This is a genomic window from Clostridium sp. KNHs205, from assembly GCF_000702945.1.
Lineage (GTDB): Bacteria > Bacillota > Clostridia > Lachnospirales > Lachnospiraceae > Anaerocolumna.
In genome coordinates this window covers 4,101,749-4,116,072 of record NZ_JNLE01000003.1, presented here as the reverse complement: position 1 = coordinate 4,116,072, position 14,324 = coordinate 4,101,749, and the positions used below count along the sequence as shown (strand labels likewise).

General features: G+C 37.3%; 16 protein-coding genes. 9 read left to right on the top strand and 7 right to left on the bottom strand.

The annotated features are described in order from the left end of the window. The first annotated feature begins 221 nt into the window (after window positions 1-221). The 4 genes from BR73_RS0117010 to BR73_RS0116995 all read left to right on the top strand — a co-directional run bounded on the left by BR73_RS0117010 (window position 222) and on the right by BR73_RS0116995 (window position 4,394). Window positions 222-1,238 (top strand): MerR family transcriptional regulator, encoded by a 1,017-nt coding sequence (locus tag BR73_RS0117010; protein WP_033166515.1) that lies wholly within the window; start codon window positions 222-224, stop codon window positions 1,236-1,238. Between the two features lie 17 nt (window positions 1,239-1,255). Then, on the top strand, window positions 1,256-2,542 hold the full coding sequence (locus BR73_RS0117005; RefSeq protein WP_033166514.1) for a hypothetical protein: 1,287 nt from the start codon (window positions 1,256-1,258) through the stop codon (window positions 2,540-2,542). A 114-nt stretch (window positions 2,543-2,656) separates the two neighbouring features. Then, a complete protein-coding gene (locus BR73_RS0117000) occupies window positions 2,657-3,454 on the top strand; it encodes a helix-turn-helix domain-containing protein (protein ID WP_033166513.1) in 798 nt (265 codons plus the stop codon). Between the two features lie 415 nt (window positions 3,455-3,869). Continuing rightward, window positions 3,870-4,394, top strand: coding sequence for a cysteine hydrolase family protein (locus BR73_RS0116995; RefSeq protein WP_033166512.1), 525 nt, complete (start codon window positions 3,870-3,872; stop codon window positions 4,392-4,394). Window positions 4,395-4,397: 3 nt separating this feature from the next. Here the strand turns inward: BR73_RS0116995 and BR73_RS0116990 are convergent, their stop codons facing one another. Then, complete coding sequence (locus BR73_RS0116990; protein WP_033166511.1) at window positions 4,398-5,084, bottom strand: YjjG family noncanonical pyrimidine nucleotidase; 687 nt, start codon at window positions 5,082-5,084, stop codon at window positions 4,398-4,400. A gap of 658 nt (window positions 5,085-5,742) precedes the next feature. On the opposite strand from BR73_RS0116990, the gene BR73_RS0116985 reads away from it, so the two are divergent. Both BR73_RS0116985 and BR73_RS0116980 read left to right on the top strand, forming a co-directional pair. Next, window positions 5,743-6,702: a Gfo/Idh/MocA family oxidoreductase gene (locus BR73_RS0116985; RefSeq protein WP_033166510.1), complete on the top strand. Its 960-nt coding sequence runs from the start codon at window positions 5,743-5,745 to the stop codon at window positions 6,700-6,702. A 12-nt stretch (window positions 6,703-6,714) separates the two neighbouring features. Continuing rightward, complete coding sequence (locus BR73_RS0116980; RefSeq protein WP_051685271.1) at window positions 6,715-7,518, top strand: aminoglycoside phosphotransferase family protein; 804 nt, start codon at window positions 6,715-6,717, stop codon at window positions 7,516-7,518. A 193-nt stretch (window positions 7,519-7,711) separates the two neighbouring features. Here BR73_RS0116980 and BR73_RS0116975 read toward each other — a convergent pair whose 3' ends face one another. Both BR73_RS0116975 and BR73_RS0116970 read right to left on the bottom strand, forming a co-directional pair. Next, window positions 7,712-8,458, bottom strand: coding sequence for an EFR1 family ferrodoxin (locus BR73_RS0116975; protein WP_033166509.1), 747 nt, complete (start codon window positions 8,456-8,458; stop codon window positions 7,712-7,714). 120 nt (window positions 8,459-8,578) lie between these two features. Next, entirely contained in the window at window positions 8,579-9,211 is a 633-nt protein-coding gene (locus BR73_RS0116970) for a GNAT family N-acetyltransferase (protein ID WP_033166508.1), read from the bottom strand. A 141-nt stretch (window positions 9,212-9,352) separates the two neighbouring features. On the opposite strand from BR73_RS0116970, the gene BR73_RS0116965 reads away from it, so the two are divergent. Then, window positions 9,353-9,895: a TetR/AcrR family transcriptional regulator gene (locus tag BR73_RS0116965; RefSeq protein WP_033166507.1), complete on the top strand. Its 543-nt coding sequence runs from the start codon at window positions 9,353-9,355 to the stop codon at window positions 9,893-9,895. Here the strand turns inward: BR73_RS0116965 and BR73_RS0116960 are convergent. From BR73_RS0116960 to BR73_RS0116945, 4 genes are all read right to left on the bottom strand, one after another. Further along, complete coding sequence (locus tag BR73_RS0116960) at window positions 9,865-10,338, bottom strand: hypothetical protein (protein ID WP_033166506.1); 474 nt, start codon at window positions 10,336-10,338, stop codon at window positions 9,865-9,867. The genes BR73_RS0116965 and BR73_RS0116960 overlap by 31 nt on opposite strands. A 65-nt stretch (window positions 10,339-10,403) precedes the next feature. Beyond that, a complete protein-coding gene (locus tag BR73_RS0116955) occupies window positions 10,404-11,135 on the bottom strand; it encodes a hypothetical protein (RefSeq protein WP_033166505.1) in 732 nt (243 codons plus the stop codon). Beyond that, window positions 11,119-11,352, bottom strand: coding sequence for a helix-turn-helix transcriptional regulator (locus BR73_RS0116950; RefSeq protein ID WP_347463452.1), 234 nt, complete (start codon window positions 11,350-11,352; stop codon window positions 11,119-11,121). Before BR73_RS0116950 ends, BR73_RS0116955 begins: the two co-directional genes overlap by 17 nt. Before the next feature lie 40 nt (window positions 11,353-11,392). Continuing rightward, the gene (locus BR73_RS0116945; protein WP_051685270.1) at window positions 11,393-11,884 is read right to left on the bottom strand and encodes a DUF2975 domain-containing protein; all 492 of its coding nucleotides are present in this window, start codon (window positions 11,882-11,884) and stop codon (window positions 11,393-11,395) included. Between the two features lie 863 nt (window positions 11,885-12,747). On the opposite strand from BR73_RS0116945, the gene BR73_RS0116940 reads away from it, so the two are divergent. Both BR73_RS0116940 and BR73_RS0116935 read left to right on the top strand, forming a co-directional pair. Continuing rightward, window positions 12,748-13,767 (top strand): class I SAM-dependent methyltransferase, encoded by a 1,020-nt coding sequence (locus BR73_RS0116940; RefSeq protein WP_033166503.1) that lies wholly within the window; start codon window positions 12,748-12,750, stop codon window positions 13,765-13,767. Next, window positions 13,768-14,220 carry a MarR family transcriptional regulator gene (locus BR73_RS0116935; RefSeq protein ID WP_051685269.1) on the top strand — a complete coding sequence of 151 codons (453 nt, stop codon included), beginning with the start codon at window positions 13,768-13,770 and terminating at the stop codon, window positions 14,218-14,220. Window positions 14,221-14,324 lie beyond the last annotated feature (104 nt).

Genomic DNA, 14,324 nt, shown 5'->3' with positions numbered 1-14,324 from the left:
TAATACCCGTGTATAAGTAAGCCAGCTTTTACCTTACAAACATCAATTCATATCACAAGCCAGCTTGGGAAATTGCCTGAAAAAAGAAGTGTGAAATTATTGTGACGCAAACGTCGATGCATATTATAAGCCTGCTGGTGACTCGGTTGATAAGTGTTGTAAGTGTTTTAATTTCATGTAGTGCCTTCTAAGTCTAACTATGAAGAAAGAGAGGCTACAATGTGGAGGAACTTATTAAAATCAGAGAAGTATCCCTAAAGTATGACATTTCAGCCAGAACCCTGAGGTATTATGAAGATATGGGGTTAATCGACAGTATCCGCAGTGAGGACTATGCTTATCGTATGTACGATGACACTGCAATAAAGAGGCTGGAACAGATTTTAATACTAAGAAAGCTTAATGTCAGCATCAAAGATATTCAGAGAATATTTGTTACCGCGGATTCTTCGGTAGTACTGGAGATACTTGCTAAAAAAACACAAGGTATTGATGAAGAAGTTGCATTGCTTCATGAATTAAAAGATATTATCCAGCAATTTATTTATCAGATTGAGGCACTGAATTTCACAGACCCTGCAGATGTTAAATTGCTTTATGAAAAAGCAAAGGAAATTGAATGTAAGCTCGCAGAAAAAGAATATCAGGGTAATCCTGGCAGTCCAAACCCTGGACGTCAATCGGCAGACCGGATAAATGAGGCAGAGTCAGTGAAAGTAACAGAGAGTACAGCACAGAGGCTTAACTATGTCAATGAAAAATTAAAAAGAGGGCCGGAAGTGCGTATTATTGAATTGCCCAAATGCAGAATGGCTACGTCAGGATATGATACATTTGATCAGACACTGGGTAATTTTGATAAGTGGTGGCAGGATTATGATAAGAAACGTAAAGGGATATCATTTTCCCCTCTTGACTTTCTATGGTTTGAGGATGGGTACGGGGTGTGGTGGATGGCAGTTGAAAATGATGCTGTCAGTGAGGATACCGGTGGTTATGATATTATAGATTTTGAAGGCGGTATTTATGCGGCAGCAATCTCTGTTGATGGAGATGATGACATTAATGGCAGAGTTTACGAAGGAATCAAAAAGTGGGTAGAGACCAGCGGTTTTGAACTGGATGAGAGGAAAGGGCACAGGACTATGTGTCATATGATCATAACAGAGAATATCAAAAAAGGACTTGGATATGATCAGCTGGATATCTATGTACCTATCAAATTGAAGACAGTTTAAGCGGGAAAGGATGAGTTATGAAATACTGGATCAGCCATTGGGCAGCAATAAGACAGTTGGAACTAATCAGATATCCTCAGGAATTTACTGTACATCCTGACTTTCTTAAGTCAATGGAGATAAAAGAGCTACAGACAGCTTTTCGGGATATATGGAACATGTTCAGTAGTATTTATGAGGACATTAAAAATTCTCCTGAGGACTATAACCTTCCTTTATATGAGATAGAGAAGTATCGCTTTTATGACAGTCACGAAAGAAGAGCCAGGGAGGAAGTATATATCCCCTTGCAATTTCTCTTTCATCTTATAGCAGCAGGCAAACTGAACGAAAGCACACTGGAAGTTCAAAGGCAGGATTTACCTGCTCTAAATACAGGGAAAAGATATAAAGTAATTTTTATGAAGCTTAAAGAATTTGGTTTTGTAATTGATAATAAACCTATGCTAACTGACGAACAGATAACAATATCTTATCCGGACAACATAAATTGCTTAATTGTGCTAAAAATGATAGCAGATAAAGTTGCATCAGCAGGTAAAACTGCATCAGCAGATAAAGCTGCATTAGCGGATAAAGTTGCATCAGTAGATAAAGTTGTATCGGCAGATAAAGTTGCATTAGCGGATAAAGTTGCATCAGCAGATAAAGTTGCATCAGCAGGTAAAATTGCATCAGCAGATAAAGCTGCATCAGCGGATAAAGTTGCATCAGAAAATATAGTGGTATCAGTAGCTAAAACTGAAATGGCAGTTGGAAAACGAAGAATGCCTTATATCTATGATTTTTTACAATGCAATTACAGACTTCTGGAAGAAGCTGAGGATAACATTAGTTTTGGCAGAGGAATCGAAACTGTAGCGGATACTTTTCATTCAGAAAAAGAAAGGCAATTTGCTGTAGAATTTCATAAAACCTTAATGCAATCCGGGTATGAAGAAAATCTATGCGGAGGATGGGAAGGGCCTGCTATGGATTATTCGAAGAAGAAAGGCATCAGTCTCTTTCGTATATCCTCACATGAAACCAGGCTGATTCTGTACCTTCGTATAAGAAATGCTAAGCCCTGCATTACTTACCTGGAACAGTGTCCGGAAAAGGTAAGAGATATATTCAGACGTAGTGATAAAGGCTGTTCAAACCGGTCGAATGGTACCTGTAAGAAAGCGGTTGTGTATGAATTTGAGGGAGAGCAATACTGGCGTTGTGGTTGCTGTAATCCGGCATTCTATTTTGAAAAGCCAGATGTCAGGGATATCCCTCATTATTTAAAACTGGTGGAGCTGGGAGAAACCAGGAACTAGAAACTTGCCTATAAGTACATCTAATCCAGTGCTATAATTACATTATGCAGAATTATACACAATCTGTACAGCAGAAAATATCCATTATTCTATAATATAATCAGGAGGTGCGAAATGGATTGGCAAACAGGTATGAGTCAGGCGATTGATTATATTGAAAGAAATATAATGGAGGAGGTGGATTATAAAGAGGCGGCCAGATATACCGGATGTTCTGTTTGGGAATTTCAACGTATATTTTCCTTCCTCACACACTTATCTTTGGGGGAATATATTCGTGGCAGGAGGTTATCTTTAGCTGCTGCTGAACTTCAGGCAGAGGAAACGAAAATTATTGATGTTGCCTTGAAATACGGTTATGAATCCCATGCGGCTTTTTCCAGAGCATTTGCAAGATTCTATGGAATTACCCCTTCGGAAGCCAGAAATACAGACATTGTACTGAAAGCTTATCCTCAGCTTAACTTCCAAATAATGATGAATGAGAGGATTGAAGAGATGAAGAAGTATAGCAGCCGAGGTTATGTGGTAAGAGAAAATGGTCCTGTATATTTTACTGATGACATGGACAAAACCGTTAAATGGTTTGAGGAAGTATTGGGATGGTACGGAGATGTTGCAGCCAGGGACAGTGAAGGAGCCGGTGAATATGGTTGTGTATTTGATTACCCAGGTGAAGTAGCCGTTGCGCATATTGTTCCCTTTAGAGGTTTTCATCTGTTTAAGGGAGAAGCGGTAAAAGGAGTAGCAAGTTTCTTAATGGTAGAAGGACTTGATTCTTTGCATGGGCTCGTAAAGAAAAACGGCTGGGAGCAGATTTCTGATATCCTTGAACAGCCTTGGGGAAGCAAAGAATGCAGTATAACTACAATAGACGGAAGTATATTGCGATTTTTTGAGACTTATAAGTAACAATGTAAGGTAAATTAAGTTTATTTAATTGGACATAACCTCCTGTTTATATTACAATAACACACATATCACAGGCTGGCCTGGGATATTGCCCATAGGATAAGTGAAAAGTTATGCTCCAGTCCAATTATTTAGGGTGATAGGTTATTCTATAAGGATGTAAATTCACACAGAATTTAACGTATGATTCTTTTAGTCAGCGCAGCATATATAGAGCGATGTAGAATAAAAGAGAGCGTAGAATAAAAGAGCTGTATAGAATAAAAAGCTGCGTAGAATAATAGGGCGACGTAGCAGACATAGTATAAGAGAGCGGCGTAAAACAAAAGAACAACGTAGCATAAAAGAGCGCGCAGAATAAAACAGTGTGGTATAAGAATAACAGGGCAGTAAAATAAACAGGAGGATAAATATTATGGACAAAGCAGTGTTGTTGGTAGTTGATATTCAAACGGTTATTATGGAGGAACATCCTTATAATGAAGTAAATTTTCTTGAAGGTGTAAAAAAAATGATTGCTTTTGCCAGAGAAAAAGGGATGGAAGTAATCTATGTCAGACATAACGACGGACCTGGAAGTAATATGGAGTATGGCAGCAGAGAGTGGCAGATATATAGCGAGATTACACCCTTAGAGACGGACAAAATCATTGAGAAAAGGTATAACAGTGCTTTCCGGCAAACCGGTTTGAAGGATTACCTTGACAGTAAAGATATTAGTAAAATCTACCTTGTAGGTCTTCAAACCGAGTATTGTATCGATGCTACCTGCAAGTCTGCCTTTGAACAGGAATATGAAGTGATTATACCGGAGGGTACGAATTCAACCGTTGATAATCAGTTTATGACCGGAAAGCAGGTGTATGAATATTTCAATTTTGCCTTATGGAATAACAGATTTGCTAAAGTGATTCCATTAGAGGATATTTTGAACCAGTAAGTATTAAGAACCAACTATATCAAATAACTCATCTAAATTAGCAATGCTATAGGTACTTTTGATATCTGCTGAGGGTGCAGCAGAGTTCCTGTTGATCCAGCAGGTATCTATACCGGCCAGATTGCCTCCCTTTATATCACTGCTTAAGGAATCACCAATCATTAAAGTGTTCTTTGCATCAAAGTCTTTTACATGAGATTTTACATAATCAAAGAACTCCGCAGCCGGTTTCTGGTATCCAATTGCCTGAGAAGTAAAAATATCTTCAAAATAAGAGTATAAACCGGAAAGTTTTAAGCGCTTTATCTGAGTTTCTGTTACTCCGTTTGTTACGATGAACATACGGAAGGAACCTGATAGGCGCTTTATTAACCTATCCGCCCCTTCAATCATCTCATGGCCGTTTCCTAACAGTTCCCGGTAGTTTTGTTCCCAGAGCTTGCCGTCAGCCTTTTTACCAAGAGAGAATAAAGCATTTGAAAATCTGGTGTTTAATACCTCATCTAACAGAATCTCACCCTTCTCATATGCAGCCCAAAGCCTTTTATTAACACTTGAATAGGTATCAAAGACTTCCTTTGTAAAATCAATACCGTTATCTTCAAAGAGATGCTTTAAGGCAGATTGTTCATTGGCGGCGAAATCCAAAAGGGTATCATCCAGATCAAAGAGTAAAATCTTATAGTTCATAGTAAGCTCCTTATAATATCTGTTGATTTAAAACACATATAACTATAATATCAATTAAAGTATTTGTCAACGAAAGGGATTTACAGGGTAAAAATCTACAGTAACATTAATTAAGCAGATAATTTACAATAACATCGACTTTGCAGGTGTTATTTGTTACAATACTGTTGAATAAATAAGAGAATGGGAGACAGAGAGATATCATATGAAGCCAAAACAGATTCTTGTAATTGATGATGATGAAGATTTATCTTATATAATCTGCGATATGCTTTAGAATTATGGTTATAATGTCAGTAATGCAAATTTTGAAACAGAGTACTCAGCAATCACCCTGATATTACCGACTACCGTCATATGTACCTGTTTCTTTTTGGTTTCCTATCTATCCTCCGGAAAAGTAAAAGGGTGGAGGTCAGAGAACTGATAACTGAATAATAAAGATAAATGTGTGCATAAATAATGCAATTATAAGTTGTAAATAATGCAAATTTAAGAGTGATTGACAAATGTTCTCGCATTCAATACAATGAAAGCGAGAACATTTTCTATTTTAATCACTTTTAGGAAATGAATGCTATCTTCAATTTTAACTTTCTAGTGGCTGAAAAAACAGTCTTTCTAAACTATTATAGGACTATAGAACGGAGAATACATTATGACAGTGAGATTTGGAATTATCGGACTTGGCGGTATTGCAAACAGATTTGCAGGTGTTTTAAAAAATGCAGAGGGTACAAGCCTTAGGGCAGTTGCTTCAAGAGATATGAAAAGGTCTGAAGCATTTGCAAAGGAATATAATGCTGCAAAAGCATATGATAATTATGATGAATTATTACAAGATGAAGAGGTCGATATCGTTTATGTGGCATTAACCCATAATTTTCATTACGATATCATAAAAAAATGTATTATGCAGGGAAAGGCTGTACTCTGTGAAAAGCCTTTTGTTACCACTAAAAAAGATGCAGATGAATTGATTGAGCTGGCGAAAGAGAAAAATGTTCTTTTGATGGAAGCTATGTGGAGCAGATGTATCCCTGCCTTTAGAAAAGCAAGAGAATGGGTTGCTGGGGGACTTATCGGTAAACCACAGCTTGTACAGGCAGCTTTCTGTTTTCATATTCCTTTTGATGCGGAGCACAGGTTATTCAACCCGGAGCTTGCAGGGGGAAGTCTCTATGACGCAGGTGTATATCCCATTGAGTTTGCTACGGGTATATTAGGAGAGAATCCGGTAGAAGTAAGTGGAATTGCTCATAAATGTGCTACAGGAGTTGATGATTTTACAGTTATTAATCTTGGCTTTGCAAGCGGTGCCTTAGCATCTTTATCCTGCGGTCTGAATGCCAGAGTATCTCAGGATGCAATCGTCTATGGTACTGAAGGAAAAGTGGTAGTATACAATTTCCTGGGTGCTCACAAAGTTGAGAGATACAATGAGAACGGCGAATTGCTGGAGACCTTTGAAGAAGAATTTGAAGACGGATTTATATATGAAATCCAACATATCAGCGAACTTTTCCGCAATAAGAAAATTGAGAGCGACTATATTCCCTTAAAAGATACCAGTGCATGCGCAGGTATATTTGACAAACTTATAGAGAAATGGCAATAGAGTGTGGTAGAGATGGAAAGAGACATACTTCTTATTGGAAAAGGAAATACGGCGGAGATATATCAGTGGGAGGAGAATAAAATCCTAAAACTGTATTATAATTATATGCCCAAAGAAGCCGCCGATTGGGAATATAATATAACCAAACAGTTATCAGACAGGTATACCTTTCTTCCGAAAGCTTATGAAAAAGTCCAGAAAGAAGACCGGTATGGCGCTGTCTATGAAAAGATAGCAGGCAAGGCCATGCTGGGAGAGCTGTTTGGTAATCTGAAGGAATACAAGTATTATTGCCGTACGCTGGCAGGAATTCATAAAGATATACAAAGGAATATTGATTTTGAGTTTATTTCAGTGAAAGATAAGCTGCGAGGTGATATAGCCAGAGCAGAACATCTGACGGAGGCAGAAAAGACCCTGATTAATAACTATATGGACGGGCTGCCGGAAGGAAATAGATTGTGTCATTTCGATTTTCATCCGGATAATGTAATCCTTACTGACAAAGGTCCGATAACCATTGACTGGATGACTGCCTGTAAAGGTGAACCTGTCGCAGATGCTGCAAGAACTTTTATTATGCTGAAATACAGTGATATTCCTGAACCAAATCCTTTTAAAAAGAAACTCATCAGCTTCTTTCAGGGAAGGATGGCAGCCAGTTACTTAAAAGAATATTTAAAGATTACCAGATATCATATGGAGGATCTAAAGAAATGGGAACTTCCTGTAGCAGCGGCCAGATTATCTGAGAGAAGACCTGAAAGTGAAGCAAAGATACTAGCCAGGCTTATTCGGAGAAGGTTAAGAGATTAGAAAGCAAAAAATAGTAAGAAAAGAGTGAAAGAGCCATTATAAAAGAGTGAAAGAGCATTATTTGCAGGGAAGCAAATAGTGATTCTTTCACTCTAAATTATTTTGTTATTGTTAAAGGTTTTTCATAATTGTGCTTGGATATTAAAGGATACTATAAATTATAATTCTATGTTCGCTATAAATTAGGGATTATCTAGAAAGTATCCAGATAGTATCTGGTCTTGCCCTGGGTCTTATTTTTATATTCAATGGCAGTGACAGGACAGCCGCAGATACATGCCATACAATGGGTACACTTATTATTCCAGGCAGGCTTACTGCCTGACATTTCAATATTATTTAAGGGACATAGCTTTACACATTTACTGCAGCTTATACATTTATCTGTAGCATGAAATCCTTTTGCTTTAACCACCAGTCCATAAAAGGCAGTATTTACTAAACCACTCTTAACTTTAGCTTTTGCTGTAAAAGGGTCAAAAACTTTACCGTCCTGAATGTTTTCTGCAAGCTTAAGGATAAAAGGAGTACTTTTTTCAATAATCTCCTTAGCCACAGCTTTCTCTGGAGCGGAATACATTGTAATGTAGTTTTCCGGCATGATAATTTCTGCAAAACCTTGTAATTCAAAGCCTTTAAACTCACACAATTCCTTGATATAGCCTATGGCATTGGCTGTGTCATCACCGCAGGTCATAAGAAAATATACTTTTCTGCTGCCAGTAAATGTGGCAGAGCGGATGAACTCTGTAACGACACGGGGAATTCTCCAGGCATAAGTGGGACAGACAAAAACGAAGGGTTTATCAGGGGAGCTCAGTTCTTCTTTATTTCCTGTTTTCATCAGTTCATTCATTGAAATCAGATCATCTTTTGATTTCTCTGCAATTATCTTAGCCACATAACGGCTGTTCCCGGTACCGCTAAAATATAAAACCATATTCTTCACCTCTTGATCTTAAACTTATAAAGCGATTAATAAATTTTATCTTTTCCTGGTATAAATATTAGCTTTCATATTTGGAAGAGATAAAGAATTAAATCAATTTATATATATACTTTATTTCAGTTTATCTATTTTCATTCGGTAACTCCAGTTACCAATTTTTTTGCCATTTCGTGCAAGTGTCATTTCATGAAATTCATCAAAGCCATTCTTTTTATAAAAAAGCCGGTTCTGTTCCGTATTGGTGATAAGAGTCAGTAAACCACCGCCTCTTTTTTCAATATAAGGCTTAATACCTTCCTTTAGCATCTTACTTCCCAATCCTTGCCCCTGGCAAGAAGCAGATACTGCAAGTGTTTCAAGATACCATACTCGACCCGGCAGACTATGGCAAGCAGAACCAGCTTCCTGAGCCAGCTTCAGAAATCCCCAAGTGTTAAAAATTCCACCTGTAAGTAATGCCTTAATTCCACCCGCACTCACATAATCCATTAATCCAAGTTCCTGTTTATCGGGAGTCTTTAATAATGCGGCAGACAGAATCTTATTATCATTAACTCCGACTAAGATGACATGCTTTTTATAATAAGCTTTGACAGCAGTGCTTAATATGCTGTGCAGGAATTTAAATTGTCTCTCTCTGTTTTTTATATACATCTTGAAGAAACCATAATCTTGAAAAGATACCGTTAATAGAACTGCAATTTCTCCAAGCTCGGCTTTTCTTGCTTTTCTGTATTCCATCATTTCATGTCCTCCATATACAACTATTGATAAATGTACATGTGTATATTATACTTAAATCAAACAATAGTCACAATGTGCAATGAATATGAAAGTGTTCAAAGATAAACACTTCGTGTTAAATTGTACAGGAAAGGGACAGTTATGGAAGACAGAAGGGCAGTGAAAACAAAGCGTGCAATACGAAATGCATTTTTGGAGTTATTAAAGCAAAAGAGCATCAATAGGATCAGTGTTGTGGAGATATCAAAGCTTGCTGATTTAGGACGGGGGACATTTTATCTCCATTATAAGGATGTTTATGACCTGATGGAGCAACTTGAAAACGAACTGATTTATCATATTGAACTGTTCTATGACCAGTGCTATCCCTGTGATAACTCCATGAAAATACTTAATTTTACGGATAAATTAACCGAATACATGGAAACGAACCGTGAAGTATTTCTGGTGCTGGCCCGAATTGAAAATGGCGGCAGGACATTGGAAAAGATAAAGAATTTTTTCAATCATAAGTTACAGGCAGATAACTCCTGCTCTGTCACAGAAGCCGATAGGGTGGAGGTGATCTTTATTGTGGCAGGGGTATTCGGAGTGCTGGAAACCTGGTTATGGGAGGAGATGAAAATGCCCGGTAAAGCAGTCTCTGAACTGCTTCATAAACTGCTGTTAAAATTCGAATCTTGATATGTATCAAGTTCTTTGCCGTCTTTATAAAAACCTGTAATCAAAGTGAGGCCAAAGATAATCTGAGTTAAGTTAACGTAACCTCCGCCACTGCTTTGATACAGATAAATCAATGGAGCGCCAATTGTATTATTAAGAAAATCTATGTAACTGAAAATTATTAGATTTGATAGTGAAACATAAAAAGCCGGTAAACCAATTAGTAGAAGCTTCGGCAGATTACAATGCCATTTACCGCGCTTTTTAATTTGTTTGTAGAAGTGTTCCAGCCCCAGAACAAAGCCGATACAAATAAAAATTATGTAACTAAGTAAAAAGTACAGATGGTTAGGACGCCATTCAACACTGAAATAATGGGCCGATAATTTTCCAACAATGATAGACAGGACAAACAAAACGATTAAAAGTACTAAATAGATAAAATGCCGAATCCAACTCTTCATAAATAATACTCCTTTGATTAATAGAGTTTATAGTTTATATACAGCCTATCATAAAATAAAGTGAATTACCAGTTATGGGAATAAAATATTATTTCTCTGCGCAAGGTGCTTATAGCAGAGAGATTTACTCTCCCATGATTCCAATCTCCCTGTTTGTAGGAAGTGCTGCTAAATACATAGATGGTGAAATCCTCTGGTAGAATATTATAACCGGTATAAGAAATCATATTTTCAAAGAAGTTATTATCATAGTCCGAGGGGTCTAAAGTTTTACCACTCTTAAGAAATTCTTTCTCATATGCCGCAAGGTCTGTGGAGCCTGCCTTAAATCGAAGTGAGAAAATCTCACCACCCTGTAAGAAAGCAGGATTATAGTGAAATAATATATTTTTGGCATCTTCAGGAATAGTAGAAGGAAAATGCTCGATCTTGTAGTTTTGGGGATAACCATTAACTTTTAGTATTCTCTCATAAAATTTGGGATTATTATATTCAGTTGTAGCTGAATGCACAGATAGTATAAGAAAGAGGAACACCATAGGAATACTCAGAATAAGAGCCATAACAAAAGAAATCGCATTGGAAGTGGTTTTCTTAATCAGTTTCCTGGCTGTTACTTTATGGAGAATACCATAACACATGAAAGGCAGTAAGAACCCCAGGCCTTCGAAATAATAAGGTTCTACTGCATATGCGGTAACAAGATAAAAGAAGAACAGAAAGAAGAGTGCTGACAATAATGTAAATATCGCTGGTACAGGTGCTTGCCGGAAGAAGACTTTAATTCGTGGACGCATTCTCCTCCCCCCGCCACTCTAAGATATCCCCCGGTTGGCAATCCAGAGCTTTGCAGATTTTATCCAGAGTATCAATTTTAATTGCTTTTGCTTTTCCGTTCTTTAATATAGATATGTTGGCCATAGTGATACCAACTCTTTCCGAGAGTTCAGTAACACTCATTTTTCTCTTGGCCAGCATAACATCAATGTTTATTATAATCATATAAACAACCATGCCTTTCTCACAGACTTAAAACTTTGGGCTGCAGGCTCCTTTAAATGGTATACTCATTTTCTTCCTGCAGTTTTGCTGCTTTGTAAACCAGATGAGACAGAGCAGCGGAAGCCACAGTAATCGCAATACCTATAAACACAACAATTAAGGCTAAAAAGATAATGCCCGGATGACTCATATTCAGGAAAAAGAAAACCAGATTTCCCATGAAGAAATAAACGGTGTCGACAGCAGCAAGGAGAGATATAAACCGTAACTGTTCAGCATTTTTATTGCAGAAAGAGTTTTCCTTCCCAATTTCAGAGGCAATGCGATAACAGCAGATTAAAGTTAAATAACAGGGAACAGCAGATATCCATAAAAATATTATCCAGGGCCAATAAGCAAAAGAGTATTCCGGGTTACTCACAGAGATGCTTCGTCCCCATTCCGGAAATAAGAACAGGTATAAAAAAATACCGCAGATACCTGTACCAAAAACGATAACCTTTAACCATTTGGCAAATTTTTGACTATTCATTTTAACAACCATGCCTTTCTCTTAGCCTGTAAACCTGGTCCACAGGCACAAATTTACGCGTGAATAAATTGTCTATAAACCTTCACGCTATATTCTATAGAAACTAAGTTCTTCTATAACCTTTTATTTCACTTTTGAGGTATTCGTATGTAAAGGAAATTATCTGTTGTATGTGAGAGATGCTGATATTTTTATTACACGAACTCTAATTAATACAATTAAATTTATCGCATTGAATTATAAACAATAATCATAAATCAAATGAATTTGATTATAAATGTAACTTTTTACTTAGAACCCTGCATTACGGTTTCAATACCTTCTTCTCAGTTGCAGTACCTGCATCTTTCTATAAATAACCCAAGCATAATTAGAAACATCACTTACTAGATTAAAGATGAAACTCGCTTTCCAGTTAAGTATAATAATTGCAAACTGCATTTTAGTTACAAAAGTGGCATCTCGTGTTACATATAACCCCTATTGTAGATATTATAAAACTTATCAATGGATAAGTCAATAGATATCAATAAATATTTATTGTGATACGATAAAGAATAATAGGAAGGAGAGGATAGTGAATCATGTAATATTACTTGTAAATCAAGACGCCATTTGGTAAGTCGTGAGATACCAAATAAAAGCAGCTAATGAGGATTAAATTTGCAAAGGAAATACCTCTTATCAAAATTAATGCAGTAAAAGAAGCAAAATGCAGGCAAAAACAAGAATAAAGATAGAATATTATTTTATAGACAGCAATTGCCGGGTATGTAATAGAGAAGGCAGGAGATATCAAAATACAATTGTATGCTTGACATACAATCGTATTATATGTATACTAGGCATACAAATAATAAAAGGAGGTGAATCCTATGCATAAGCCCAAAGAAAATCCTGGACTATATTTTAATATACTGCATCAGAAGAGAGTAGCAGAATTACTACTGGCAGCAATTCGCTTTGACCTGTTCTCATATCTTGAAAGCTATACCTCACCTAAGGCTGTTTCCTTGCATACCGGTCTTAACGAGCGTAATTTACAGCTGGTACTCAATGCGCTGTCAGCTGCAGGATTCCTTGAAAAGTCAGGTGAACAATACCGAAATACAACCCAGAGTAATGAATTTTTAAACAAAGCCAGTGCGGTTTATATCGGTGAAACAATTCTTTACAGAGAGAAAATGATGTCACTTTCAAATTTGGAGGAACGCTTAAAGAATGGTCCGGATCAAATTATTCAGTCAAATAATAAAGGGGTTGAAGTTTATGACTTTTATGAAGCGGCACGGGTTGGGATTCCGGAAATGTATACAGGGCGTGTTCAGTCTTTTGTAAGAAATGTAAAAGGAGTCTTCTGTCAGGCCTCTCCGCAAATGGTACTCGATCTTGGTGGAGGTAATGGCGTTATGACCATGGAACTCTTAGAGGAATATCCTGCTTGCAGAGGGGTTATATTTGAACATCCAAGTGTTGCACAGCTTCCGAGGCAGCTGGCAGCTGAGAGAAAACTGACAAATCGTATTGAAGTCAGAGAGGGAGACTTTAACCTTGACCATTTAGGCACCGGATATGATTTGATTCTGGCTTCCGGAATACTGGATTTTGCGAAGGATCATCTGGAGGAGGTTGTGGAAAAGTTAGCGAAAGCTCTGACCCCGGCGGGTATCTTATATTTGGTGACCAATGAGATAACAGAGGATTTTCAGGCACCTCCCCAGAGCATACTGGGATGGCTTTCAAGTCATCTGGACGGTCTGGATCTGCTGCTTAGTGCCAATACAATAAAAACTCAGCTTACGAAACATAATTTTGTTAAGATTAATGAAATTGAGTTAGATGGTGCCTATAGCAGTCTGCAAGGCGAATTTTACAGAAAAGGGAGTAGGATATAAATGGAAATGCTGCAAACAGATATCATTAATGAATTTATTAAGATGACAGAACGTATTGCCAATGGCAAAATTAACACCTTGGAGCTTGGACCAGAGGGCATGACTTTCTACCGTGGTGAAATTCATATGATTAAGATGGTTGGAGATCAGCCGGGAATCTTTATTTCAGAAATGGCCCGTAATTTTAATATCACCCGTGCAGTGGTCGCCAAAACAGTGCGAAAGTTGGAGGAGAGAGGTTTTCTTAACAAGATAGAGGACGTAGAGGATAAAAAGAGAATATGCTTATTCTTAACAGAGAAAGGTCAGAGAGCTTATTTGCTGCATAAAGCTTATCATGAGAAATATGACAGCCCACTATTTAATTATTTGGGAGAGCTTAATGAACATGAACTTAAAGTGATACAGGAATTTCTAAAACATGCCAACAGCTTGGTAGAAAATCATTTTTAGTCAATTTTACTAGAATAAACGCCCGGATTTTAAGGGGAGTAAAGCTGCGTTTCTAATATAGCAATTGTAGTATACCTTAAAGTGGTGCGGTCGAACTGTTGATT